20 protein-coding genes and 2 pseudogenes are annotated in these 24,084 nt (G+C 65.9%); 9 read left to right on the forward strand and 13 right to left on the reverse strand.

The window, feature by feature from the left end; translation table 11 throughout:
• Positions 1-22: 22 nt before the first annotated feature.
• From ACWPW1_RS02000 to ACWPW1_RS02015, 4 genes are all read right to left on the reverse strand, one after another.
• A complete protein-coding gene (locus ACWPW1_RS02000; protein ID WP_434775547.1) occupies positions 23-1,573 on the reverse strand; it encodes a phospholipase D family protein in 1,551 nt (516 codons plus the stop codon).
• A complete protein-coding gene (locus tag ACWPW1_RS02005) occupies positions 1,570-2,850 on the reverse strand; it encodes an FAD-dependent oxidoreductase (RefSeq protein ID WP_434775548.1) in 1,281 nt (426 codons plus the stop codon). Before ACWPW1_RS02005 ends, ACWPW1_RS02000 begins: the two co-directional genes overlap by 4 nt.
• 36 nt (positions 2,851-2,886) lie before the next feature.
• Positions 2,887-3,696: a methyltransferase domain-containing protein gene (locus ACWPW1_RS02010; protein WP_434775549.1), complete on the reverse strand. Its 810-nt coding sequence runs from the start codon at positions 3,694-3,696 to the stop codon at positions 2,887-2,889.
• Between the two features lie 72 nt (positions 3,697-3,768).
• Positions 3,769-4,257 carry an Lrp/AsnC ligand binding domain-containing protein gene (locus ACWPW1_RS02015; RefSeq protein WP_007159864.1) on the reverse strand — a complete coding sequence of 163 codons (489 nt, stop codon included), beginning with the start codon at positions 4,255-4,257 and terminating at the stop codon, positions 3,769-3,771.
• Positions 4,258-4,414: 157 nt separating this feature from the next.
• Here ACWPW1_RS02015 and dadA point away from each other — a divergent pair, with 157 nt between their 5' ends.
• The 4 genes from dadA (at position 4,415) to ACWPW1_RS02035 (ending at position 7,944) form a co-directional block, all read left to right on the forward strand.
• Positions 4,415-5,713: a D-amino acid dehydrogenase gene (gene dadA, locus ACWPW1_RS02020; protein ID WP_434775550.1), complete on the forward strand. Its 1,299-nt coding sequence runs from the start codon at positions 4,415-4,417 to the stop codon at positions 5,711-5,713.
• Positions 5,688-6,044 carry a RidA family protein gene (locus ACWPW1_RS02025; RefSeq protein WP_059313211.1) on the forward strand — a complete coding sequence of 119 codons (357 nt, stop codon included), beginning with the start codon at positions 5,688-5,690 and terminating at the stop codon, positions 6,042-6,044. The genes dadA and ACWPW1_RS02025 overlap by 26 nt, the downstream gene beginning before the upstream one ends.
• 95 nt (positions 6,045-6,139) lie before the next feature.
• Positions 6,140-7,210 (forward strand): alanine racemase, encoded by a 1,071-nt coding sequence (gene alr / locus ACWPW1_RS02030; protein ID WP_434775551.1) that lies wholly within the window; start codon positions 6,140-6,142, stop codon positions 7,208-7,210.
• 179 nt (positions 7,211-7,389) lie between these two features.
• A complete protein-coding gene (locus tag ACWPW1_RS02035; protein WP_271653642.1) occupies positions 7,390-7,944 on the forward strand; it encodes a cupin domain-containing protein in 555 nt (184 codons plus the stop codon).
• A gap of 253 nt (positions 7,945-8,197) precedes the next feature.
• Here ACWPW1_RS02035 and ACWPW1_RS02040 read toward each other — a convergent pair whose 3' ends face one another.
• Positions 8,198-8,749: a DinB family protein gene (locus tag ACWPW1_RS02040; RefSeq protein ID WP_434775552.1), complete on the reverse strand. Its 552-nt coding sequence runs from the start codon at positions 8,747-8,749 to the stop codon at positions 8,198-8,200.
• 148 nt (positions 8,750-8,897) lie between these two features.
• Here ACWPW1_RS02040 and ACWPW1_RS02045 point away from each other — a divergent pair, with 148 nt between their 5' ends.
• From ACWPW1_RS02045 to kdgT, 3 genes are all read left to right on the forward strand, one after another.
• The gene (locus ACWPW1_RS02045) at positions 8,898-9,881 is read left to right on the forward strand and encodes a glycosyl hydrolase 53 family protein (RefSeq protein WP_454252305.1); all 984 of its coding nucleotides are present in this window, start codon (positions 8,898-8,900) and stop codon (positions 9,879-9,881) included.
• A 282-nt stretch (positions 9,882-10,163) separates the two neighbouring features.
• Entirely contained in the window at positions 10,164-12,779 is a 2,616-nt protein-coding gene (locus tag ACWPW1_RS02050; RefSeq protein ID WP_434775553.1) for a cellulase family glycosylhydrolase, read from the forward strand.
• A 787-nt stretch (positions 12,780-13,566) separates the two neighbouring features.
• On the forward strand, positions 13,567-14,565 hold the full coding sequence (gene kdgT / locus ACWPW1_RS02055) for a 2-keto-3-deoxygluconate transporter (protein ID WP_434775554.1): 999 nt from the start codon (positions 13,567-13,569) through the stop codon (positions 14,563-14,565).
• A 232-nt stretch (positions 14,566-14,797) separates the two neighbouring features.
• Here the strand turns inward: kdgT and rep are convergent, their stop codons facing one another.
• Both rep and ACWPW1_RS02065 read right to left on the reverse strand, forming a co-directional pair.
• Positions 14,798-16,810, reverse strand: coding sequence for a DNA helicase Rep (gene rep / locus ACWPW1_RS02060; RefSeq protein WP_434775555.1), 2,013 nt, complete (start codon positions 16,808-16,810; stop codon positions 14,798-14,800).
• Positions 16,811-16,869: 59 nt separating this feature from the next.
• Entirely contained in the window at positions 16,870-17,562 is a 693-nt protein-coding gene (locus ACWPW1_RS02065) for a hypothetical protein (RefSeq protein ID WP_434775556.1), read from the reverse strand.
• A 175-nt stretch (positions 17,563-17,737) separates the two neighbouring features.
• Here ACWPW1_RS02065 and ACWPW1_RS02070 point away from each other — a divergent pair, with 175 nt between their 5' ends.
• Complete coding sequence (locus ACWPW1_RS02070; RefSeq protein ID WP_434775557.1) at positions 17,738-18,322, forward strand: flavin reductase; 585 nt, start codon at positions 17,738-17,740, stop codon at positions 18,320-18,322.
• Positions 18,323-18,361: 39 nt separating this feature from the next.
• Here ACWPW1_RS02070 and ACWPW1_RS02075 read toward each other — a convergent pair.
• The 6 genes and pseudogenes from ACWPW1_RS02075 to ACWPW1_RS02100 form a co-directional block, all read right to left on the reverse strand.
• Positions 18,362-18,937, reverse strand: a pseudogene (locus ACWPW1_RS02075) (methyl-accepting chemotaxis protein); the annotation flags it as partial.
• Between the two features lie 123 nt (positions 18,938-19,060).
• Positions 19,061-20,323, reverse strand: a pseudogene (locus ACWPW1_RS02080) (HAMP domain-containing methyl-accepting chemotaxis protein); the annotation flags it as partial.
• A gap of 98 nt (positions 20,324-20,421) precedes the next feature.
• Positions 20,422-20,751 (reverse strand): Arc family DNA-binding protein, encoded by a 330-nt coding sequence (locus ACWPW1_RS02085; RefSeq protein ID WP_059313221.1) that lies wholly within the window; start codon positions 20,749-20,751, stop codon positions 20,422-20,424.
• 31 nt (positions 20,752-20,782) lie between these two features.
• Entirely contained in the window at positions 20,783-21,424 is a 642-nt protein-coding gene (locus ACWPW1_RS02090) for a LysE family translocator (protein WP_059313222.1), read from the reverse strand.
• A 1-nt stretch (position 21,425) separates the two neighbouring features.
• Positions 21,426-22,196, reverse strand: coding sequence for a 2OG-Fe(II) oxygenase family protein (locus tag ACWPW1_RS02095; protein ID WP_271653649.1), 771 nt, complete (start codon positions 22,194-22,196; stop codon positions 21,426-21,428).
• Between the two features lie 35 nt (positions 22,197-22,231).
• The gene (locus ACWPW1_RS02100; RefSeq protein ID WP_059313224.1) at positions 22,232-22,870 is read right to left on the reverse strand and encodes an alanyl-tRNA editing protein; all 639 of its coding nucleotides are present in this window, start codon (positions 22,868-22,870) and stop codon (positions 22,232-22,234) included.
• A 92-nt stretch (positions 22,871-22,962) separates the two neighbouring features.
• On the opposite strand from ACWPW1_RS02100, the gene ACWPW1_RS02105 reads away from it, so the two are divergent.
• The gene (locus ACWPW1_RS02105) at positions 22,963-23,946 is read left to right on the forward strand and encodes a LysR family transcriptional regulator (RefSeq protein ID WP_271653650.1); all 984 of its coding nucleotides are present in this window, start codon (positions 22,963-22,965) and stop codon (positions 23,944-23,946) included.
• Positions 23,947-24,084: the final 138 nt, after the last annotated feature.

The raw sequence follows: 24,084 nt of genomic DNA on the forward strand, positions 1-24,084 counted from the left end.
AGGGTTGGGGTGAGGGCGAAGCCTAGAGCATCCGCTCCAGTCCTACCGCCTTGACCACCCAGGCGTTGAAGCGGCGCCAGGCACTGCCGGGTTCGTGGTGCAGCACCCGGGGCTCGCCATTGCGCTCGCTGACCCACTCCAGCCGCACCTGCCCCCGATCCTCGACACGCTTGACCGCGTAGGAGACGCTGGGGTCCATGCCCTGCAGCATCAGCTGCCGCAGGCGACCGGTGAGGGCCGGGCTGTCCACCAACACCCCGACCTCGGTGTTCCACAGCACCGAGCGCGGATCGAAGTTGAAGGAGCCGATGAAGGACCAGCGCCCGTCGATGGCCATGGCCTTGCTGTGCAGGCTGGATTCGGATTCGCCGAAGCTGTAGGGCAGGGCGGAGCGCTTCTGGTCCGGACGGGCGCGCAGCTCGAAGAGCTTGACGCCCTGGGCCAGCAGGGCCGCGCGATAGGGCGCGTAGCCGGCATGCACGGCGGGCACGTCGGTGGCTTCCAGGGCGTTGGTCAGCACCCGCACGTCCACGCCACGGGCGGCCAGGCCTCCCAGGTAGGCGACCCCCTGATTCATGGGCACGAAGTAGGAGGAGACCAGCAGCAGCTCGTGCTGGGCGCCATCCAGGGTCGGTTGCAGCTGCCGGGTCAGCAGCAGCTGCCAGTCCGGTTCGTCATCGGCCAGCACCTTGCGCGGTGCATCCCAGAACGCCTGGGCGTGGGCCCAGGTCAGCTCCTGCAGCCAGCCGTCGAGTTGCGGGGCGGTAGCGTAGCGACGCAGACGGTTGTACAGCGCCAGGTCGCGGGTACGCTCGCTGTCGAGATAGTGGTGCAGCCGTGCGCGCAGCCGCACCAGGGCGGAGGTCGAGGGAGCGAACCAGCGTAGCCGCCGGGCCGGCTGGCTCAGGGGGCTGTTCCAGTACTGGTCGAAGCTGGTACCCAGTTGCCGCGCCACCGGGCCAGCGGCGAGCAGGTCGAGATCGGTGAAGTTCATCTCCGGGCGGGCATCGAAGTACTCGTCGCCCAGGTTGCGGCCGCCCACGATGGCTACGCTGTCGTCCGCCAGCCACAGCTTGTTGTGCATGCGTCGATGCTGGTGGTTGAGATCCACCAGGCGGCCCAGGGCCCGGGTCGGGCCGGTGCTGCGGCCCAGGTGCAGCGGATTGAAGACGCGGATCTGCACGTTGGGATGGGCGGCCAGCACGGCGATCTGGTAGTCGTTGCCGTCGCTGCTGGTGTCATCGATGAGAAAGCGGATGCGCACGCCGCGATCCGCTGCCTTGAGCAGCTCGTTGACCAGCAGTCGCGTGGTCAGGCCGTCGTGGACGATGTAGTACTGGATGTCCAGGCTGCGTTGGGCCTTGCGAATCAGCTCGGCGCGGGCAGTGAAGGCATCGGTGCTGGTTTCCAGCAGGCGCAGGCCCGACAGGCCGGGATGGGCAGCGCCGGCCGCGCGTACCTGGCTATCCAGGGCGGTGCCGGCGACCGGCAACACCTGGGAGGCGTGGCGCGGGATCGGCGCGGCGCAGCCGGCCAGCAGCGCCAGCAGCAGCAGAATGACCAGGCGGATCACAGGCTGTCCTTGAGGCGGTACCAGAGCATGCCCAGGGCCAGCAGCGGCGAGCGCAGGTGGCGGCCGCCGGGGAAGCGCGCATGGGGCACCTGGGCGAAGAGGTCGAAACCGGCCGATTGAGCCAGGATCGCCTCGGCCAGCAGATGGCCGGCCAGGTGGGTGGCATTGACCCCATGGCCGGCATAGGCCTGAGCGTGGAAGACGTTGGGATGCTCGCGCAGCCGACCGATCTGTGGCAGGCGATTGGCGCCGATGCCGATCATGCCGCCCCAGGCGTAGTCCACCCGGACGTCCGCGAGTTCGGGGAAGACCTCCAGCATCTTCGGCCTCATGTAGCCGGCGATGTCCTTGGGATCGCGTCCGGAATAGTGGCAGGCACCGCCGAACAGCAGGCGGCGGTCGGCGGAGAGACGGAAGTAATCCACCGCCACGTTCTGGTCACAGACCGCCCGGTTGCCTGGCAGCAGGCGCGCGGCGCGTTCGGCCGAGAGCGGTTCGGTGGCGATCACGTAGCTACCGGCCGGCAGAACCTGGGCGGCGAGGTCAGGCTGCAGCTCATTGATGTAGGCGTTGCAGCAGAGCACCAGGGTGTCGGCGGAGACTCGGCCGCGGGTGGTATGCAACCGCACCTTGGAGCCGTATTCCAGGCGGGTGACCTGGCTGTCCTCGAAGAGCTGCACGCCCAGGGCCTGGGCCGCGGCAGCCTCGCCCAGGGCCAGGTTGAGCGGATGCAGGTGGCCGGAACCCTCGTCTACCAGGGCGCCTTCGTAGCGCTGGGAGCCGACCACCTCGGCCAGCTGAGACTTGGGCACCAGGCGCAGTGGATGGGGATAGCCCAGGGCCTGGAGCGCGCTGTGCTCTTCCTGCAGGTGCTGCCAGTGACGCGGCTTGTTGGCCAGGTCGGCGAAGCCCCAGATGAGATCGCACTGGATGTCGTGGCGGGCGATACGCTGGCGGACCAGATCCACCGCCTCGAAGCCCAGGCGCTTGAGTTCGCGTACCCCCTCGGCGCCTATGACCGATTCGAACTGCTCGACGTCGTGGCCGACGCCGCGGATCAGCTGACCGCCATTGCGTCCGCTGGCACCCCAGCCGATACGCCGGGCCTCCAGCAGCACCACCCGCGCGCCGCGCTCGGCCAGTTCCAGGGCGGTGTTGAGCCCGGAGAAGCCACCGCCCACCACGCAAACATCGGCCTGGACCTCGCCCTCCAGGGACGGAAAGCTAAGCGTCTGGTTGGCGGTGGCGGCGTAGTAGGAGGGCGCGTGGGGCTGCATGGAGGATAGGCGGCTGATAGGAACAAGGGGACCATGCTAAGCCGTCGGCCGTTGTGCCACCAGGGTAAAGCTCATCGGCAACTGGGCGGCCTGGCCCTGATAGCGGTCGTAGTCGACCTCGCGATTGGAGTGCGGATGCTCCTCCAGCCGTTGCAGGATCAGGCCTGCGTCCAGGCAGGCGGTCACGATGGCGCCCAGGGTGTGGATATGCCAGTAACTCGCTGCACCCTGCCCATGAGATTCGCCGTCATAGGCGATGAGCGCCTCGCTGACCAGGGGCTCACGGCGGAAGTAGCTGTAGTGGGGCAGCAGCGGCTGGTCCGCGTGGGGCTCGAACATCTCCAGGAACGGATGGGTCTCGTAGATCACCAGGCGCCCACCCGGGGCCAGCAGACCGGTCACGGCGGCGAAGAAGGCGGGCAGGTCCGGCATCCAGTTCAGCACGCCGATGGTGATCAGCACCAGGTCATGCTGGCCGAGATCCTCGGGCAGCGCATAGATGTCGGCCGCCACCAGCCGGGGCGTCAGGCCTGCAGCCCTGGCCAGTTGCTCGCCTTGGGCGAGGAAGGCCGGCGCCTGGTCGATGCCCAGCGCGGGCCGCGCGCCGAAGGCGGCCAGGGAGAGCAATTCGCGGGCATTGTTGCAGCCGACCTGGGCGCAGCTCAGGCCGTGGATGTCCAGGTCGCTGAGGGTGGCGGTCAGGCAGGCATCGAGGACCGAGAAGCCGGGTTGCCGGGCCTGTTCCAGCAGGCGCTGCCAGTCCTTACCCTGGGCGTGGAGCGGGGCCGACACCTCCCAGGCCTGGCGATTGGCGGCGGTGATGAGCTGACGCTGACGTGGATCCATGGGCAGGCCTCCTTGGCCATCCTGCGAAAGACCGCAGCCTAGACGCCCAGCGCCGGGATCGCCAGGCGAGCGCTAGTCCGGCACCGGCAGGCTCAGGGTCTCCTTGATCTCTTCCATCACGATGTAGCTCTTGGATTCGCGCACATGGGGCAGCTTGAGCAGGATGTCACCCAGCAGCTTGCGATAGGAGGCCATCTCCGAGATGCGCGCCTTGACCAGGTAGTCGAATTCGCCGGAGACCAAGTGGCATTCCAGCACCTGGGGCAGCTTGAGCACGGCGCGGCGGAATTCCTCGAAGGTGTCGCCGGACTTGTAGTCCAGGCTCAGTTCGACGAACACCAGCAGGCCGGCCTTGAGATGCTGCGGATTGAGGCGGGCGTTGTAGCCCTGGATGATGCCCTCGCGCTCCAGGCGACGGACGCGCTCGGTGCAGGGTGTGGTGGACAGCCCCACCCGTTCGCCCAGCTCGGTGAAGGAGATGCGGCCATCGTCCTGGAGGATGCGCAGGATGTTGCGGTCGATCTTGTCCAGCTCGCGTCTGGCCTGGTGATGAGTACGCATCGCGGGGGTCTCTGCCAAAGGGGGCTTTACCGGAAAATTACTCCGAATATAGGCAATTCTTCAGTGATTAGCACTGCAAGCGCCTTTCTATACTTGCCGTATCTGCCTTCATTCCGACGAAAGCCGGCGAAATCCTCTCACCGGCCAGGAGCTAGCGATGCGTGTACTGGTTTTGGGTAGCGGCGTCATCGGTACGACCAGCGCCTACTATCTGGCCCGCCAGGGTTTCGAGGTGGTCGTGGTCGATCGCCAGGCCGGTCCCGCCCTGGAGACCAGCCATGCCAATGCCGGTCAGGTGTCCCCTGGCTATGCCTCGCCCTGGGCCGCGCCCGGCGTGCCGCTCAAGGCGTTGAAGTGGCTGTTCCAGAAGCATGCGCCCCTGGCCATCCGCTTGACCGGTGACAGCAACCAATACCTGTGGATGGCGCAGATGCTGCGCAACTGCACGGCTGCGCGCTATGCGGTGAACAAGGAGCGCATGGTGCGGCTGTCCGAATACAGCCGCGATTGCCTCGACGAGTTGCGTGAGGACACTGGCATCGCCTACGAAGGCCGCCAGCTGGGCACCACCCAGATCTTCCGCACCCAGCAGCAGGTGGATGCCGCGGCCAAGGACATCGCCGTGCTGGAGCGTTCCGGCGTGCCCTTCGAACTGCTCGACCGCGATGGCGTGGCGCAGGTCGAACCGGCGCTGGCGGCGGTCAAGCACAAGCTGGCTGGCGGTCTGCGCCTGCCCAACGACCAGACCGGCGACTGCTTCCTGTTCACCAATCGCCTGGCCGCGGAAGCCCGCCGCCTGGGCGTGGAATTCCGCTTCGGCGCGGAGATCCAGCAGCTCAGCGCCAACGGCGATCACCTCGACGGCGTCCGCGTCGACGGCGAACTGCTCACCGCCGATTACTACGTCCTGGCCCTGGGCAGCTATTCGCCGCAATTGCTGGCGCCCCTGGGGATTCGCGCCCCGGTCTATCCGCTCAAGGGCTATTCGCTGACGGTGCCCATCGTCGATGCCAGCATGGCGCCGACCTCGACCATCCTCGACGAAACCTACAAGGTCGCCATCACCCGCTTCGACGACCGTATCCGTGTCGGTGGCATGGCAGAGATCTGCGGTTTCGACCTGAACCTGGATCCGCGTCGCCGCGCGACCCTGGAAATGATCACCGGGGACCTCTATCCTCGCGGCGGCGACCTCGCCCAGGCCAGTTTCTGGACCGGTCTGCGACCCGCCACCCCGGACGGGACCCCCATCGTCGGCGCCACCCGCTATCGCAACCTGTTCCTCAACACTGGACACGGGACGCTGGGCTGGACCATGGCCTGTGGCTCCGGCCGGCTGCTGGCCGACCTGATCGCCCGCAAGCAGCCACAGATCAGTGCCGAGGGTCTCGACATCTCCCGCTATTCCGCCACCCAGGAGTCCCCGCGCAATGCCCGTACAGCGTCTGCACACTGATCGCCGCCTGAGCGAAATCAACATCCATAACGGCACCGTTTACCTGGCCGGCCAGCTGGCCGACGATTTTTCCGGCGATATCTACCAGCAGACCCGCGAAACCCTGGCCAACGTCGACAAGTTTCTCGCCGAGGCCGGCAGCGATAAGGAACACATCCTGGTGGTGACCATCTTCCTGCGCGACATCGCCCTGCACTTCGAGGGCATGAACCGCGCCTGGGACGAATGGGCCGCCCAGGGCGCCACTCCAGGTCGTACCACCGTCGAAGCCAAGCTGGCCAAGCCGGACATCCTGGTGGAGATGAACGTCATCGCCGCCGTCAAGGCGTAAGACCGCTATTCCCCCTCTCCCTCTGGGAGAGGGCCGGGGTGAGGGTGTTTCACGCCCCCCCAAACTTTCCCTCTCTCTCCCTGCCGAGACCTCCCATGCGTCCCGCTCGCGCCGTCATCGACCTCGCCGCCCTGCGCCAGAACTACCGTCTGGCGCGTGAACTCTCCGATGCCCGCGCCCTGGCGGTGATAAAGGCCGATGCCTATGGGCACGGCGCGGTGGCAGTGGCCAAGACGCTGGCCAGCGAGGCCGACGGTTTTGCCGTGGCTTGCATCGAGGAGGCACTTGAGCTGCGCGCCGCGGGGATCCGCGCGCCCATCCTGCTGCTGGAAGGCTTCTTCGGAGTCGACGAATTGCCGCTGATCGTCGAGCACGATCTCTGGACGGTGATCCATGCCGACTGGCAACTGGAGGCTCTGGAGCGGGCCACCCTGGCGCGTCCGGTGCAGGTCTGGCTGAAGCTGGATTCGGGCATGCACCGGGTCGGCTTCTTCCCTGAGGATTACGCTGCCGCGTATCACCGGCTGCTGGCCAGCGGCAAGGTCAGCGGCATCGTCAAACTGACCCACTTCGCCCGCGCCGACGAACCGGACAGCCCCGCCACCAAGGCGCAGATCGCCACCTTCCGCGCCGCCACCGAGGGGCTGCCCGGCCCCACCAGCCTGCGCAATTCCCCGGCGACCCTGGGTTGGCCCCAGGCGGCCGGCGACTGGGTGCGCCCGGGGCTGATGCTCTATGGCATCTCGCCCTTCGCTGCGTCCCAGGCTGCCGCCGAGCGGCTGCAACCGGTGATGACCCTGACCTCCCGGGTGATCGCCGTGCGCGAACTGCCGGCCGGCGAGCCGGTGGGTTATGGCGCGCGCTTCGTCACCTCCGGGCCGACCCGGATCGGCGTGGTCGCCCTGGGCTATGCCGACGGCTATCCGCGCCATGCGCCCAATGGCACCCCGGTAGCCATCGAAGGCCGTCCCGGACAACTGATCGGCCGCGTCTCCATGGACATGCTCACCGTCGACCTGACCGACCACCCCCAGGCAGGCGTGGGCAGCGAGGTGGAATTCTGGGGCCAACAGGTATCTGTGGCTGACCTGGCCGCACGCTGCGACACCATCCCCTACCAGTTGCTGTGCAACCTCAAGCGGGTGCCGCGCAGCTATCGCGACTGAGTCCAGGCGGATCGCTTGCCCGTTGGCGAACATGGGCGAGCGCAGCCAGGCCCGCACGTCCGCCCTGGTGTTGTAAATCTCGAACAGCGTTGCCATGATGCCGAACACCGTGCCGTGGCACGCTTTCAGCGCGTGGCCTGGCCACGTCTCCCCCGCCTGCTCGAGGAGTCTTTCCCACCTTGGACGTCGGTGCCCGCCTGCAAACCATCCGTACCCTCAAGGGCCTGTCCCAGCGCGAGCTCGCCAAGCGTGCCGGGGTGACCAACAGCACCATCTCGATGATCGAGAAGAACAGTGTCAGTCCCTCCATCAGCTCGCTGAAAAAGGTGCTGGCCGGCATTCCCATGTCCCTGGTGGAGTTCTTTTCCCTGGACCTGGAACAGGACGCGCCAACCCAGGTGGTCTATCGCGCGGGCGAACTCATCGATATCTCCAGTGGCGCCCAGACCGTGCGCATGCGCCTGGTCGGCCGTGCCCATCCCAGCCGGGCCCTGGCCTTTCTCGACGAGACCTATCCGCCGGGCGCCGATACCGGCGAAGAGATGTACGCCCATGAGGGCGAGGAGGCCGGCCTAGTGGTGGAAGGCCGGCTGGAGCTGACCGTCGGCGGCGAGGTGCACGTACTCGAACCGGGCGACAGCTACTATTTCGAAAGCAGCCGACCGCACCGCTTCCGCAATCCCTTCGAGACCCCCGCCCGACTGATCAGCGCGACCACGCCAGCGAATTTCTGAGCACCCGCAGCACGGCGGTTGCAAGGTGGAAAACGGCGCAGCCTTTTTCCTCTGGAAGCCTGTGCCGGGGGCGCCCTCACCCCAACCCTCTCCCGGAGGGAGAGGGGGCTGTCCGAGTGGGCGCTCGAGTTCCTCGGTCCGGGTAGATTCGTAAGCAGACCGCAGGTTGGGCTGAGACAGCTCTATCGTCGAAGCCCAACATCGCCGCCACGCTGAGGTAAGGCCCGTTGGGCTTCGCTGCGCTCAACCCAACCTACGGGGCGATTCCCCACAACTCCTCTTCGTTGATCCCCAGCAAAGCCAGCTCCGCCCGGCGTAGCGGTTCGTCCTGGGTGAGAAAGAATTCGTCCAGTTGCGGGGGCGCCACGCCGCTTGCCAGGAGCAGGGCATGGGCCTGACCGCGATGATGCAGCTGGTGTACGAAGAGATGCTGCAGGACCCGCCCGGCCTGTTCGCGGACAGGACCGCTGGCGCGGGGCAGGGTAAGGGTCTGCGCCAGGCGCGCCGGATCGAGATCGCGGCACAGGGTGATCAGGCGCAGGTCGCTGGCGGCCTGGGCTTCGCTCAGCGTCGCCAGGTCCGGCCAGGCGTGGTCACGATAGGAGCGCGGCTGATGATGCAGGGCGTCCAGGTAGAAAAGATCCACGTCGAGTAGATGGCCAAGCAGGGCCCAGAGCGAGCCGAAAAAGGCCGCGGGCTGGGGCGCGCGCAAGGCATCGGTGGACAAGCCGGCACAGGCCGTGAGCAGTCGGTGATTGGACCAGCGATTGTTGCAGGCCTGGGCCAGCAGCAGGGAGGCAGTCATGGGCAGATCCTTGGCGGGACGCGCGGACACTCACTGTAACCTGTGCAGATGTGCGGGGCGTCGCAGGCTGGCCAGCCTTGGCGTTGAGACCGTGGCGGCGCTTTGCCATGCTCGCGCGCTGGAACTCCTCTTTGCAAGGATGCGCATGATGCCTAGCGTTTCGCCCTGGTACGGCCTTGGTCTGGTCGCGGCCCTGTTGTGGGGGGGCACGGTGCAGGCCAACGATCCCGTGGCCCTGCCCGAATTGCCCTTCATTCCCCTGGGTGTGGTCGGGCACGACAACAATGCCGCCTATCCCGAGGCGCAGATGGAGCAGCGGCTGCAGCTACTCGACCGCTACAACCTGCGCAGCTACCGCTCCGGCGAATTTCTGCTGCTGGATCCGCCGCGGATGGATCGCCTGGTCGCCCTGGCCCGCCAGTACAACATCACCCTACGTCCGGTGATCACCCGGCAGCTGACCCAGGCCCAGGCCTATGCCCTGGCCAAGCGCTATGCCAACGACATCAAGATCTGGGAGATCGGCAACGAGCAGGACTATTCGCGGGTAGGCGCCAGTATTCGCATCAGTCGGCTGGTGGACATTTACCGCGGCATCCGCCGGGCTTCAGACGAACTGAACGCAGGCCTCGAGACCACCATCAACGTGATGTCCTGCAATCCTGGCGAGAAGGGTCCCAAGGCACGCTGCCCCGGGGATCGGCTGGGCTCCATGTGGTTTCTCGACCAGGCCAAGGCGGCCGGCTTCGATTTCGACTACATCAGCTTCCACTACTACCCGCACTACCACGATCGTGGCCACTGGATGGATCTCTACCTGGGCCAGATGCGTGCCATGGCGGAAAAGTACCGCACGCGGATCTTCTTCAATGAGGTCAACTGCGGCGAGATCTACAAGGGCACCACCGATGGGGGGCGGCCAGGTGATCGCAGCTGCCATGACAGCCTCGAGGCCATCCTGTCCGAACTCAATGGGCGCTATCGCGACATCGTGCGCGAGATCAACGTCTACGAACTGCTCGATGAGCCGACCCACTCGATTCCCCACGAGCGGCACTTTGGGCTCATGTATGACCTGGACCGCCCCAAACCGGTCATGGAACTCATCCGTCGCTATGCCGGGGCGCCCTAGGGCGTCAGAAAGCGGACAAGTCTGACTTCAAGCGAGGATAGCCTCATCGCGTGACCGGGTAGTCACAGGAAAGTGGTAGGGAAAGTGCCATCATCGGCACCGTACATCTGGCAAAACACCGCGTTCACCACCGCCTGATGATGGCACGGGTTCTTATTGGTCTAGCGCTTGCACTAGGCTTTGCGGGTGCCGGGTAAACGATCTTCCCTGGCAGTTTTCCTGCTGTACCGAGGTGGGATGCACGGATCGAATCGCGCACCTCGGCCTATCTGGTTCCACTGCATGACTATCCTGAGCTCTATCTCCCGCCGCCTGCCGCGTCAGGCGCTGCTGTTGCCTGCCCTGTTCGCCACCGCTTCGCTTGCCACCTCCGCCCAGGCCGTTGACCTGGTCGGTCTCAACTTCTCCGGCGCCACCTTCGCGGCCCAAGTACTGCCCGGTGTCAACGACCGCAACTTCATCTTCCCGGCCGAGAGCCATTTCCAGCAGTGGAGCGCCAAGGGCGTGAAGCTGGTGCGCTTCCCCATTCTCTGGGAGCGCCTGCAACCGTCCATGGGGGCCAATCTCGACCCGGCCTATGCGGCACTGGTCGATCGCACCCTGGGCTATGCCCAGAAGTACGGGGTCAAGGTCATCCTCGATCTGCACAACTACGCCCGCTACCAGGGCAAGGTCATCGGCGCGGGCGAAGTGCCCTACGAGGCCTTCCAGAACCTGATGACCCGCATCGCGCAGCGCTGGGGCACTCATCAGGCGCTCTATGGCTACGACATCATGAACGAGCCCCATGACGCCGTGAGCAACTGGCCGATCGCCGCCCAGTACGGCATCAACGGTGTCCGTGCGGTCGATTCGACCCATCCCATCTTCATCGAGGGCAATGGCTGGGCCGATACCACCCGCTGGCCGCAGTGGAACGACGCCCTGCTCAAGCTGAACGATCCGGCCAACAACCTGATCTTCATGGCCCAGGCCTTCTTCGATACCAACCTGAACGTGGCCAGCCTGGCGCCCAACTATGGCGTCGAGCGCCTCAAGCCTTTCGTCACCTGGCTCAAGGCCAACAACAAGCGTGGCTTCATCGGTGGCTTCGGCGTACCTGACACAGATGCGCGCTGGTTGCCCATTCTCGACAGCATGCTCGCCTATCTGAAGCAGAACTGCATTCCGGCCACCTACTGGGCTGCCGGTCCCGGCTGGGGCACCTACAACCAGGCGGTCGAGCCCATCAATGGCAAGGAGCGTCCCCAGTGGGCGGTGCTGGCCAAGTACCTCGACAAGGACAGCTGCGCGGGCATCGGCCCCCAGACAACGCCGACCGCCGCTACCCCGGCCAAGCCCCAGGCTGCGACCGGCGGGGCAACCGCCGGCAACACCGGTGGTACCGGTGCTACCGGCACCGCCGGGGCGACCACCGGCACGACCGCCGGCACCCTCACGGGCGCCGCCCCGGCCGCGGGCACCACCACCACTCCCGCAGGTAGCACGGCCACTACCGGGGCGACCACCGGAGCAGCCACTGGCACCGCGGGCAATGCCGCCAATGCCTCCAAGCTGACCACCGTCGAGCAGCTCTACCTGGCCTACTACGGCCGGGCGGCCGATGCCGGCGGGCTGAACTACTGGGCCTCCCGCCTGGCCGGCGACATGAGCGTCGAACAGCTGGCGGCCACCTTCGCCGGCAATGGCGAAGCCACTACCCTCTATGGCTCGCTGAGTGGCGCCGCTCTGGTCAACAAGGTCTATCAGAACCTCTATGGCCGCAGCGCCGACAGCAGTGGCAGCGCCTACTGGAGCAGCCGTCTGGCCAATGGCGTGACCTCGCGTGCCAACCTTCCGCTGGAAGTCCTGCGCGCTGCCGCTGGTGACGATAAGGCCTTCTTCGACAAGAAGGTGAGCACGGCGCTGGCCCAGGGCACCACCACCACGCCGGCCCCCGCGGCCAGCGTGCAACCGGTGCAGAACGTGGTCCTGCCGGTCGCCGGCGGTCTGGTGGCCTCGGCGCCGTTGACCGGCTACAAGAACATCCCCCTGGGGGTGGTTGGCCACGACAACAGCGCAGCCTATCCGCCTGCCGAGATGGAGGCCCGTCTGCAGCTACTGGCGGCGCGCAATCTGCGCACCTATCGCTCCGGCGAGTATCTGGTGACCAACCTGCCCGAGCTGGATCGGCTGGTGTCCCTGGCCCGCAAGTACAACATCACCCTGCGGCCGGTGATCACCCACAAGCTGACCCAGGCGCAGGCCTATACCCTGGCCAAGCGCTACGCCAACGACATCAAGATCTGGGAGATCGGCAACGAGCAGGACTACGCCAAGGCCGGTGCGCAGGATCGCATCAACACCCTGGTCGGGATCTATCGCGGCATTAAGCAGGCCTCGGACGAGCTGGGCGCCAACCTCAAGACCACCATCAACGTGATGGCGTGCAACTCGGATGATCGCACCACCACCTCCCGTTGCCCGGGTGATCGCAATGGGGCCATGTGGTTCCTCGACCAGGCCAAGGCGTCGGGCTTCAACTTCGACTACATCAGCTTCCACTACTACCCCTATGTCGACGACAAGGGCTACTGGATGGACATGTACCTGGGCCAGATACGCGCCATGGCCAACAAGTACAAGACCAAGGTGTTCTTCAACGAGATGAACTGCGGCAACGTCTACCAGGGCAACACCGATGGCGGCCGTGACGGCGATCGGGCCTGCTACGACAGCGTCAAGCAGATGCTCACGGTGCTCAACACCAGCTACCGGGATGTGGTGGCCGAGATCAACGTCTACGAACTGCTCGACGAGCCGAGCCTCTCGGTGGTCCACGAGCGGCACTTCGGGATGATGTATGACCTCAAGCGTCCCAAGCCGATCTTCGACATGGTGACCAGCTTCGCCAAGTAAGACCTGAACACGGCGATCGCCCCGCCCCCACGGCCTGTATGGCGTGGGGGCGGTGTCGTTTGGGGCGTGTCAGTTTGGAGCGGGGCGGCCCTCACCCTAACCCTCTCCCAGAGGGAGAGGGGATCGATTGGCGCAGAGTGAAGCTTGGGTGTATCGCCCGAGCCTGGGATGGCTTGCCCAAGCCCGAGGCTGTCCTTACTAGCCCTCACCAAGTAAGACCTGAACACGGCGATCGCCCCGCCCCCACGGCCTGTATGGCGTGGGGGCGGTGCCGTTTGGGGCGTGTCAGTCTGGAGCGGTGCGGGCCCTCACCCTAACCCTCTCCCATAGGGAGAGGGGATTGATCGGTGCAGGGTGAAGCTGTGTATTGCCCAAGCCAGGGAGGGCGTGCCCAAGCCTGAGGCTGCACCTGCTAGCCCCCTCTCCCTCCGGGAGAGGGCTGGGGTGAGGGCGATCCCGCCAAGGACCCTGCTTGAGCATCGCCCGTATCGCCGCCAGGGCATCGCTGCCGCGGGTGGTCTTCTGCTCCTAAGGCCTCTTCCAGACCAATAACCTGGGCCAGGCGCGGCAAATGGCCGGCACAGGGCGCCGAGCAGCCGGTGATTGCGGCAGGCCTGGTGAGGAAAGGGCAGCGGTGAGCGCTTCATTGTCAGCCCTGGCTGCCGCGCTTGCGCCTGCCTCTCTCTTGATCTTGGACTTCTGGCAAAGTAGCTTCCTAGAGCCTTTTCTCGTGGTCGGGAGCGGGTCCGTCCGCTCATCCAGGATGAATGTCCACTTCGGTGACGCCATGAAAATCAAAGCGACGATCGAGCGTATCCCGGGCGGCCTGATGCTGGTGCCGCTCTTGCTGGGGGCAGTGCTGCATACCAGTTGGCCAGGAGTCGGTCCTTACTTCGGCTCCTTCACCCAAGGTCTCATCACCGGCATCGTGCCCATCCTGGCGGTCTGGCTGTTCTGCCTGGGCGCCGCCATTCCCCTGCGAACGACCGGTACCCTGCTGCGCAAATCGGGCACCCTGATCCTGACCAAGATCGGTACCGCCTGGCTGGTGGCCGTGCTGCTCGTGCAGCTGTTGCCCAGCGGTGGGGTGACGTCCGGATTCTTCGTTGGCTTGTCGGTACTCGCCGTCGTGGCGGCCTTGGACATGACCAATGCCGGACTCTATGCCTCGCTCATGGAGGAATACGGCACCCGCGAGGAAGCCGGCGCCACGGTCTTGATGGGCCTGGAGTCCGGGCCCCTGGTGACCATGCTGATCCTCGGCTCGACCGGGCTGGCGAGCTTCGAGCCGCGCCTGCTGAACGGCGTCGTCATGCCTTTCCTGGCAGGCTTCGCGCTCGGCAATCTCGATCCGGAGCTGCGTGATTTCCTGTCGCGGGCGCCACGTATCCTGGTGCCCTTCTTCGCCTTCGCCCTGGGCAACACCATCGACCTGCGGGTGCTCATGGCCACGGGGCTGCTCGGGGTGCTGCTGGCCTTGGCGGTGGTGCTGGTGTCGGGCAGTGCCCTGGTGGCGGCGGACATCCTGATAGGCGGCGGGCGCGGCACGGCCGGTATCGCGGCCTCCAGCACCGCCGGTGCGGCGGTCGCCACGCCGCACCTGGTGGCCCAGGCGGCACCGACCTTCGCCGCCGAAGCCCCGGCCGCCACGGCGCTAGTGGCCGTCTGCGTGGTGCTCACGGCGGTCCTGACCCCCATCGCCACCAGCCTCTGGGCTACCCATGTGGCGCCCAAGATACGCCCGGCTCAGGCGCGTCCGGCAGGGGACGGTCAGGGGGTGGGATGATGGCTCGTCGTTGCCAATAGCCTAGGCGCTGTCGGAAAGGTACCCAGGCTTGACCAGGCGGTGTGGAACGCACGCCCTATCCGCTTCCTCACCGATTCCGCCTTGCCTGGCCTGCGCTCGACGACTTTTCGTACCAAACCTGGGAAACCACCAGGCGCCGCCACCGGCAGCGATAGCCAGGGTCAGCGGCGCCAGTAGCCAGGGCGCGACGGCCCGGTTCCTGCGCCCTACGCTAGCCCTTCTTCAGCATCGCCCGCATCGCCGCCAGGGCGTCGTTGCCGCGGGCGGCCTTCTGTTCCTGGGGAGCCTCTTCCAGGCCTTCCCACTGCAGGTCCTCGGGGGGTAATTCGTCAAGGAAGCGGCTGGGGGTGCAGTCGATCAGCTCGCCGTACTGCTTGCGCCGGGTGGCGTAGGTAAAGGCCAGGGTCTGGCGCGCGCGGGTGATGCCCACGTAGGCCAGGCGGCGCTCCTCCTCGATGGTGTCGGCCTCGATGCTGGAGCGGTGCGGGAGGATCTCTTCCTCCATGCCCATGATGAACACATAGGGAAATTCCAGGCCCTTGGAGGCGTGCAGGGTCATCATCTGCACGCCGTCGGCGCCTTCCTCTTCCTCCTGCTGGCGTTCGAGCATGTCGCGCAGGACCAGCTTGGCGATGGCATCCTCGATGGTCATCTGGCCGTCCTCGTCCTTTTCCAGGATGTTCTTCAGCGCATCCATGAGGAACCAGACGTTGCCCATGCGGAAGTCGGCGACCTTGTCGGAGCTGGCGTTCTGCCGAATCCAGTTCTCGTAGTCGATGTCCATCACCATGCTGCGCAGGGCACCGATGGGATCTTCGCCGGCGCAGTTCTTGCGCACGCCATCCATCCAGCGCTTGAAGCGCCCCAGGCGCTCGGTGAAGCGGGCATCCAGGTGCTCGCCCAGACCGATCTCGTCGGCCGCGGCATACATCGACAGGTCGCGGCTGCCGGCATAGTTGCCGAGCTTTTCCAGGGTGGTGGAGCCGATCTCCCGGCGCGGCACGTTGATCACCCGCAGGAAGGCGTTGTCGTCGTCCGGATTCACCAGCAGGCGCAGGTAGGACATCACGTCCTTGACCTCCTGACGGGCAAAGAAGCTGGTACCGCCGGAGAGTCGGTAGGGGATCTGATGGTGCTGCAGCTTGAGCTCCATCAGCTTGGCCTGGTGGTTGCCACGATAAAGGATGGCGAAGTCCGCGTAGGGTCGCTGGGTCTTGAGGTGCAGGGTGAGGATTTCCAGGGCGATGCGCTCGGCCTCGCCGTCCTCGTTCTTGCAGCGCAGCACCCGGATCGGGTCGCCATGCCCCATCTCGCTCCACAGCTGCTTCTCGAACACGTGGGGGTTGTTGGCGATGAGCACGTTGGCGCACTTGAGGATGCGGCTGGTGGAGCGATAGTTCTGCTCCAGCATCACCACCTTGAGCGAAGGGAAGTCGTCCTTGAGCTGCATCAGGTTTTCCGGCCGCGCCCCGCGCCAGGCGTAGATCGACTGGTCGTCGTCGCCCACCACGGTGAACTGGGCGCGCTCCTGCACCAGCATCTTCACCAGCAGGTACTGACTGGTGTTGGTGTCCTGGTATTCGTCCACCAGCATGTAGCGGATGCGATTGCGCCAGCGCTCCAGCACCTCGGGGTGCTCCTGGAACAGCTTCACCGGCATCAGGATGAGGTCGTCGAAGTCGACCGCGTTATAGGCCTTGAGGGTGCGCTGGTAGTGCAGGTAGACCACCGCGGCGGTCTGCTCCTTGGGCGTGCGCGCCTTTTCCAGGGCTTCTTCCGGCAGGATGAGGTCGTTCTTCCAGTTGCCGATGTAGTTCTTGATCTCGTCCAGGCCGTCGTCGCCCTGGTATTCCTTCTGCATGATGTCGGTGAGCAGCGCCTTGATGTCGCCCTCGTCGAAGATCGAGAAACCCGGCTTGTAGCCCAGGTGCACGTACTCGCGGCGGATGATGTTCAGCCCGAGGTTGTGGAAGGTGGAGACGGTCAGGCCGCGGCCTTCGCCGGCCTTGAGCAGGCTGGCCACCCGCGCCTTCATCTCCCGCGCCGCCTTGTTGGTGAAGGTCACGGCGCAGATGTACTGGGCGCGGATACCGCACTGCTGTACGAGGTAGGCGATCTTGCGGGTGATGACGCTGGTCTTGCCGGAGCCGGCACCGGCCAGCACCAGCAGGGGACCGCTGATGTAGGCCACGGCTTCGGCCTGGCGGGGATTGAGCTTGGACATGGCGGACCGGGGGGACGACGCTGGGCGGGGGATTCTACCAGCGCCGGTCCGCCCCGGTCTCAGGGCTTGGGCGGTGGCGCGACGAAGGTCAGCTGGCGCGGATAACCGTACTTCTCTCCGGGCAGCGCCGGGCTGTCGAGAAACACCGCCATGCTGCGGCCGAATTCGTTGACGTAGGTGACGGCATAGTCCTGGCCGTCAGCCAGGCGGACGATGGCGCCGGTCTTGAATTCTTCGCGATTGCGCTCGGTGACCGGAATGGAGATGCCGGCGGCCTTGCGGTAGACGCCCTTTAGCCAATCCTGGTTGGTGAAGTCATTGATCGGGGTGCTGAAGCGCCCCGGCAGGCGCTGCAGATGACGACCGGTACCGGGGGCGTCATCCACCGCCAGGCGCCGGGGATAGCCTACGGCCTCGGCGTCCAGCGGGGTGCCGTCGAGGAACACCGCCAGGTTGTTGCCGACGCGCTGCACCTCGGTGATGGCACGCCATTCACCATCGCCCAGCTGGACCTGACGCCCACTGATGAAGCCCTCGACGTTGGCTGGCGTGGCCGGAATGGTCAGCCCCGCGACCCGTCGCAGCACGCCCCGATCCCAGTCTTCGTTGGTGAAGTCGTTGATGGAGCTGGAGAGGAGTGGCTGGGTAGCGGAAGTCTCGTGCGATGGGCTGGTGGTCTGGGCATGGGCCAGCGGCAAACCGAGATAACAGGCGCAGAACAGCAGGGCGGAGAGAGCCAGGCGAGTGGGCATAGAGGTCATCCTTAACGCAGGTTTCTTGTCGGTCCCATACCGGGAGTGGGCGATAGACCCTGGATGTCTCCCGGCGTTTAGGCCATGGCGGCGCAAAGCGGCATTTTTTTACCCGTGCGGCGCCGAATGGCAACCGCTGCGTTACCCTGAGGGCTTTTCCCGCTGGAGTGCGTCCATGAATTCGACCCTCGCCGCCGTCCCCCTGGCCAAGGCCTATCGCCTGCTCAACCACGGACCCACGGTACTGGTCAGCGCCGCCCACGACGGCCGGCGTAACGTCATGGCCGCGGCCTGGGCCATGGCGGTGGATTTCGAGCCGTGCAAGGTGGCGGTGGTGCTGGACAAGCAGACCTGGACCCGTGAGCTCTTGGAAGCCGAGGGCAGCTTCGTGCTCAACGTGCCTTGCGTGGCCCAGGTGGATCTGGTGCAGACGGTCGGCAATACCACCGGGCGCGAGCTCGACAAGTTCGCCGCCTATGGTATCGAGACCCTGGCGGGTGAACGGGTCGCGGCGCCGCGGATCGCCGGGTGCGTGGCCTGGCTGGAATGCCGGCTGCTGCCCGAGCCGCACAACCAGCAGGGTTACGACCTGTTCCTCGGCGAGGTGGTCGCTGCCCAGGCCGATACCCGTGTGTTTCGTAATGGCCGCTGGGACTTCAGCGGCCAGGATCCCTTGCGCACCTTGCACCACGTCGCCGGTGGCCACTTCCTGGTGATCGGTGACGGCATTCAGGGGCAGTTGCTGACGCCCCAGGGGTAGGACGGACGACGCCAGCGCCTGGCGTCGTCCGGGCAGTGGTCAGACGCGGAAGCGCGCCACCATCTGCTGGAGGTCGCCGCCCAGCCGCGCCAGTTCGCTGACCGACGCCGCGGCATGGGCATTGGCGTTGGCGGATTCCTCGGCCAGGCCGCTGACCTTGACCACGTTGCCGTTGATCTCCTCGGCCACCAGGCTCTGCTCTTCCACGGCGGTGGCGATCTGCTGGTTGAGGCTCTGGATTTCCGCCACCGTCTGGTAGATGACGTCCAGGGCGCGTTCGGCGTCCTGGGCCAGGGTCACGGTGCCCAGGGTGCGGTCACGGCTGGCCTGCATCCGCGTGCTGGCTTCGGTGGTGCCCTGTTGCAAGGTGGCGATGAGTTCGCCGATTTCCTGGGTGGACTCCTGGGTCCGCTGCGCCAGGGACCGGACCTCGTCGGCCACCACGGCGAAGCCACGACCCTGCTCGCCCGCGCGGGCGGCTTCGATGGCGGCGTTGAGCGCCAGCAGGTTGGTCTGCTCGGCGATCGCCTTGATCACGTCGATGACACTGCCGATGCGACCGCTGGCGGTATCCAGGCGCTCCATGGCGGCGCCCAGGCCCTGAACCTCTTCGGCCGCCAGGGTGATTTCCTGGGCTGCGCGCTTGACCGTGCGGCTGCCTTCACGGGCCATGCTATCGGCGTTCTGCGCGGCGCTGGAGGCGTTGGCGGTATTTTGCGCCACGTTGTGCACCGTGGCCGCCATCTCGTTCATGGCGGTGGCCACCTGGTGCATCTCGTCGCGCTGCTGGGTGGCGCCACGGCTGGTCTGAACGCCAAAGGCCGAGAGTTCGTCGGCCGCGCTGCTGAGCTGCCCCACGCCATTGGCGATGCCACCGACCAGCTGGCGCAGATCGGCGGCCATGGCCTGGGTGGTGCGCTGCAGTTCGCCCAGTTCGTCACGGCGGGTCACCGCATCGCTCGGGGTCAGGTCGCCGGCGGCGACGCGCTTGAGCATGGCCATGGCGGTCGCCAGCGGCTGGGTGATCTGGCGGGCGATCAGCCAGGCGGCGGCGATGCCGATAAGCAGGGCGACCAGGCTGGTCAGCAGCAGCTTGAGCAGGGCGGCCTGACGTTCGGCGGCGGCGGACTTGAGCTGACCCTCGCCCAGCTGATCCAGCAACTGCACCAGCTTGTTGCCCTGGTCCTGCAGGCTGGCGACCGCGGCTTGGGCCTGGCGATTCTGGGCAACGATGGACTCGAAGAAGGCGCGGTAGCGGGTCACGTCCTGGGTGGCGCTGTAGAGGCGCGCGGCGGTGTCGCCATCGATCTGCTTCTGGGCGGTCGCCAGGGTCTTGAGCAGGTCGTCGATGACCTTCAGGGTCGCCTGGGACTTGCTGTCATCGGGAGTCCCGAGGAAGCGGCGGATGGCCAGGCGCACGCCGACCATCTGCGCCTTCATCTCGGCCACTGCCTTGAGGTCGGCGGTGCTGTAGCTGCCACCCGGAGCAAAGACCCGCTCGAACAGCTGATCGAAGGTCTCGGTGACGGTATCGGAGACCTTGGTCAGCTCCTTCTGCGCCTCGGCGCTGGTCTGGCTGGACTGCTGCAGGGCAGCGAAGCGTTCCTGGTAGGTCTTCATCTCCTGCTGGATGTTGTGCAGGATGGCGACGTTGGCCGGGTTGCTCAGCAGAATCAGGCCCTTGGCGACATCTTCCGCGACCACGGCCAGATCGGCCTGTTGCTTGGTGACGCTGGCGGCACTGGGATCGAGTAGGTAGTTCTTCTCGTCGATCCTGACGTTGAGGATATGGGCCTTGAGCTCACCGCTGTAGCGCGTCTTGGTGATGCGGTCGAGCAGGGTGTTGGCGGTGAGATAGCCGAACAGGGCCACCACCGTCACCATGACCAGTAGGGCACCAAAGCCCAGGGCCAGCTTCTTAGAAATGCCGAGATTGCTCAGCCAGGAGGCTTTGGAAGCAGACATGGGAATACCGAGAGAGAGTTCGAAGACTCCCTTCATCGGCCATCCCCGTCGATACTTGAAAGCCGACTGTCAGCGCCCTCAAGACAGCCTGGCGACGCTGACGGCTGGCTCCTGGGCAGGCGCGGTCGATCTGCTCAGGCGGTTTCCCGGCTGGCCATGGGCACCGGCAACTCCAGCTCCAGCACGGAGATCAGCGCCCTCTGCTGGCGCTCGTTGAGTTGGCGAAAGCGTTGCAGCAACAGCTGTTCATTGCCATTGAGCAGATCGTCGTCCTCGTCGATCTGCTGCTGCTCCAGCACCCCGTCCTGCACCAGGCTGCGCTCCAGCCAGGCGACGATCTCGGTGTTCATGCTATGGCGATGGGAGCGCGCCACGGCGGCGATGCGCTCACGCATGCCATCGGGTAGGCGGACGACAAACTTTTCCGTGGGAATTCCAGCGGGAGCGCGGTGAACGTAAGGCATGGCGGACCTCCAAAAAACGGGGTGGCTGACGTCAAAGCGCCGACAACAGCAGTCGACCGGCGAAGAAGACCAAGACCAGGCCCATGGTTCTTTCGAACCAGTGGCCCAGGCGGAGAAAGGTCCGGCGAACGCGCGGACTGGAAAACAACAGGCTGACCAGGGCGAACCAGGCGGCATTGACCGCGCACATCCACAATCCATAGAGACCCTGTACGGTCAGCGGCGTGCTGGCGCTGACCACGGTGGTGAAGATGGCCAGGAAGAACAGCGTGGCCTTGGGGTTGGTGGCGTTGGTCAAAAAGCCGGTCAGGAAGGCCTTGCCGGGCGACTGGCGCTCCAGGTCGGCGGCCTGCCACTGGCTGTCGTCCAGCGGCGCGGCGGTAGGCTTGCTGCGGATGAGGTTGAAGCCCAGCCAGAGGATGTAGGCGCCGCCGACGATCTTGGCGACCCCCAGCAGCCAGGGCGTGGCGTGCATCAGGGCGCCGATGCCCAGCAAGGTATAGAGCACGTGCACCGAGATGCCGGCGCCGATGCCCAGGGCGGTGCACAGACCGATCAGGCGGCCGAATCTCACGCTCTGACGTACGGTCACGGCGAAATCCGGGCCGGGTGCCAGTACCGCGAGAAAGTGGATGGTCGCCAGGGCGAGGAATTCGCTCAGGTAGGGGGACATGTCAGCTCCAGTACGTCAGGGGTTCGGCAGCCCCGCGATAACCGACGAAGCACGACAGCGACAGGCGCGGCTGATCGTTGCCGGGGGTCACGGCGTGCATGCGGCGGGAATTGAAAAGGATCAGGTCGCCCGGGTCGGGGCGGATGGTCAGGCAGGGCGGGCCAAGGCGATCGGGTTCGATGCCGTAGCTGTCGCCGCGCATGGCGTCGAAAGCCTCCGGGGACAGTTCCCGCGACCAGAGCTGCAGTTCGCCGCCGCTGCTGGGCATGGTCAGGTAAACGTTGCAGGCCAGCTGGGTCACCAGGCTTTCGGCCTCCTCGCTGCCCGGGGCGTCCTTGGCGAAGATGTCGTGGTGGGCGAGAAAGCGTACGCCCGGCTTCACCACCCGCGACAGACCGACGTACATCTTGCGGCCCCAGAGGGTCTGCAGCTGGGCCCCCGCGGGCCAGACCTCATCGAGGGTGCAGCGCACCAGATCGATGGGGTTGAGATAGGGGCGACAGCGCCGACGCAACTCTTCCAGGTTGCTGGTGACGCTGGCGAAGTAGTCGTCCATCTGCGCACGCTGATGCTCCGCTTCGTAGAAGGCCATGCCGATGCGGCCAATGCTGGGCGCGTTGATGTAGGTGGCAAAGCCATTGCCGAGGATCTGCTGACCCAGGTCGTTGGCCAAGGAACGTGGCACGAACTGGCGAATGCGCACGGCCAGCAGGTCTTCAGCGGTGAGACGGAGCAGGCTCTCGGTGTCGAGAGCGTCGAGTTCGAGCAGCATGGCGCTTCCTTTCTGGGGGTAGGGTGGGCGGTTGATCAGGCGCCAGCCATGTCGTAGCTCACCAGCAGGCGTCCCTTCTTTTCCTTGACGCCCAAGGCGCTCAGCGCGCCGACCGCGCGCAGCGACCGCACGTGGGTCCCGCCGCAGGCATAGCGCGCCACATCCTCGCCAAAGCGCACCTGGCGCTGGCCGTCGGCCTGCACCTCGATCTGCAGCGGCAGGTCTTCTTCCACCAGGGCGTCGAAGTGCGCCTGCAGGGATTCGGCGTCCAGGGCGACGGTTTCCTCCCCCGGGACGAATTCGATACGGCCTTCACCCGGCCAGTGATGGGCCTTGACCGGCTTCCAGCCATGGGTCTCGCCGATGTGGCCGAGCAGATGCCCGGCCGAATGCAGCCGCGAGTGCAGCTGGCGGCGCGCTTCATCGACCCGCGCCAGCACGCGACCCGGCGGCAGGGCACGGTTGGTGTGGTGCAGGATGCGCTCGCCGTCCTGGACCACCCGGGTCACCTCGGCAGTGCCGATCCAGCCGGTGTCGCTGGGTTGACCACCGCCCTGGGGATGGAAGGGCGTGGCGCGCAGTTCGACGACATAACCTTCTTCGGCGGCGCTACAGGCGTGGACCTCGACCTCGGCGATCAGGCTGTCGCTCAGGAAATACAGGCGCTCGGTCATACGTTTACTACCTAGAAAACGAGAAACATCCTCATTTTAAAGAGTGCACACAAGGGTGATAATCCATCTTCTCTCCAAAGGAATTTTGCGCTGTGAGCATAAATCTCCCCCTGCCGTTGCTCAGCGAGATGGCCATCTTCGTGCGAGTGGTGGAGAGCGGCAGCTTCTCTGCGGCGGCCCGCCAGCTGGGGCTGACTCCCTCGTCCACCAGTCGCAGCGTGGCGCGCCTGGAGAAGGCCCTGGGCACTCGACTGCTCAATCGCAGCACGCGCAAGCTGCGGTTGTCGGAGGCGGGGGAGGAGGTCTATCGGCGCTGCAGCGACATGGTCGGCGCGGCGCGGGCGGTGCTGGAGGTCAGCGGCCAGTTCAATCAGGCGCCGGCCGGCGTCGTGCGGCTGTCGGTGCCCAAGGCGGTGGGCAGCACGGTGATCCATCCGCACATGGCCGACTTCCTGCGTCGCTATCCGGCAGTGGACGTGCAGCTGCTGCTGGAAGACCGCCATGTCGACCTGATCGACGAGAACGTCGATCTGGCCATTCGCATCACCGATAGACCGCCGCCGGGACTGGTCGGGCGCCAGTTGCTCACCATCGACCACCTGCTCTGCGCCACGCCAGCCTATCTGGCCGAACACGGCAATCCCGCGCACCCGCGTGATCTGGCCCTGCACAGCTGCATCTACCTGGCCGAGGAGCCGGCCGACTCGCGCTGGAAATTCCGCCAGGGCGCCAAGGTGGTCCACGTCAGCGTCCGGGGTCGCTACGCCGCCAATCACACCGGGGTGCGCCTGGACGCGGTGCTCAACCATATCGGCATCGGCAGTCTGCCGCTGTTCACCGCCGAGGCGGCCCTGGCCCGTGGCGAGATCGTCCAGGTGCTGCCGGAATGGTCCTTTCTGCCGCATTACCATGGCGGCGCCTGGCTGCTCTATCCCGCCACTCGCCATCTGCCGCCCAAGCTCAAGGTATTCATCGACTTCCTCGTCGAGCGTCTGGGCGATCAGCCGCTGCGCCCGGGGCAGGGCGCCGCCGCACTGCCGGAACAGCGCTTTCAGGAGTTGACCATCGGCAGCTAGAACCGGGTTGATCGTGCATTCGTGATGCTTTTCACAAGTTCTGTTACAACTGGCATCATTAGGTGAAACGATTCACCTAACGTTTCTCTGCCCTGAACACCGTGGTTTGCCCTGGGTCATGCTCACCGAGACCCGCCC

This window comes from Pseudomonas sp. Marseille-Q7302 (assembly GCF_965111925.1).

What these genes read in the sequence shown, in the direction of transcription:
- ACWPW1_RS02100 (WP_059313224.1), bottom strand. Translation starts at nt 22,870, where the DNA reads ATGACCGAGCGCCTGTATTTCCTGAGCGACAGCCTGATCGCCGAGGTC.
- ACWPW1_RS02045 (WP_454252305.1), top strand. Translation starts at nt 8,898, where the DNA reads ATGCCTAGCGTTTCGCCCTGGTACGGCCTTGGTCTGGTCGCGGCCCTG.
- ACWPW1_RS02090 (WP_059313222.1), bottom strand. Translation starts at nt 21,424, where the DNA reads ATGTCCCCCTACCTGAGCGAATTCCTCGCCCTGGCGACCATCCACTTT.
- ACWPW1_RS02050 (WP_434775553.1), top strand. Translation starts at nt 10,164, where the DNA reads ATGACTATCCTGAGCTCTATCTCCCGCCGCCTGCCGCGTCAGGCGCTG.
- ACWPW1_RS02010 (WP_434775549.1), bottom strand. Translation starts at nt 3,696, where the DNA reads ATGGATCCACGTCAGCGTCAGCTCATCACCGCCGCCAATCGCCAGGCC.
- kdgT (WP_434775554.1), top strand. Translation starts at nt 13,567, where the DNA reads ATGAAAATCAAAGCGACGATCGAGCGTATCCCGGGCGGCCTGATGCTG.
- rep (WP_434775555.1), bottom strand. Translation starts at nt 16,810, where the DNA reads ATGTCCAAGCTCAATCCCCGCCAGGCCGAAGCCGTGGCCTACATCAGC.
- alr (WP_434775551.1), top strand. Translation starts at nt 6,140, where the DNA reads ATGCGTCCCGCTCGCGCCGTCATCGACCTCGCCGCCCTGCGCCAGAAC.
- ACWPW1_RS02085 (WP_059313221.1), bottom strand. Translation starts at nt 20,751, where the DNA reads ATGCCTTACGTTCACCGCGCTCCCGCTGGAATTCCCACGGAAAAGTTT.
- ACWPW1_RS02040 (WP_434775552.1), bottom strand. Translation starts at nt 8,749, where the DNA reads ATGACTGCCTCCCTGCTGCTGGCCCAGGCCTGCAACAATCGCTGGTCC.
- ACWPW1_RS02025 (WP_059313211.1), top strand. Translation starts at nt 5,688, where the DNA reads ATGCCCGTACAGCGTCTGCACACTGATCGCCGCCTGAGCGAAATCAAC.
- ACWPW1_RS02095 (WP_271653649.1), bottom strand. Translation starts at nt 22,196, where the DNA reads ATGCTGCTCGAACTCGACGCTCTCGACACCGAGAGCCTGCTCCGTCTC.
- ACWPW1_RS02005 (WP_434775548.1), bottom strand. Translation starts at nt 2,850, where the DNA reads ATGCAGCCCCACGCGCCCTCCTACTACGCCGCCACCGCCAACCAGACG.
- ACWPW1_RS02070 (WP_434775557.1), top strand. Translation starts at nt 17,738, where the DNA reads ATGAATTCGACCCTCGCCGCCGTCCCCCTGGCCAAGGCCTATCGCCTG.
- ACWPW1_RS02015 (WP_007159864.1), bottom strand. Translation starts at nt 4,257, where the DNA reads ATGCGTACTCATCACCAGGCCAGACGCGAGCTGGACAAGATCGACCGC.
- ACWPW1_RS02065 (WP_434775556.1), bottom strand. Translation starts at nt 17,562, where the DNA reads ATGCCCACTCGCCTGGCTCTCTCCGCCCTGCTGTTCTGCGCCTGTTAT.
- dadA (WP_434775550.1), top strand. Translation starts at nt 4,415, where the DNA reads ATGCGTGTACTGGTTTTGGGTAGCGGCGTCATCGGTACGACCAGCGCC.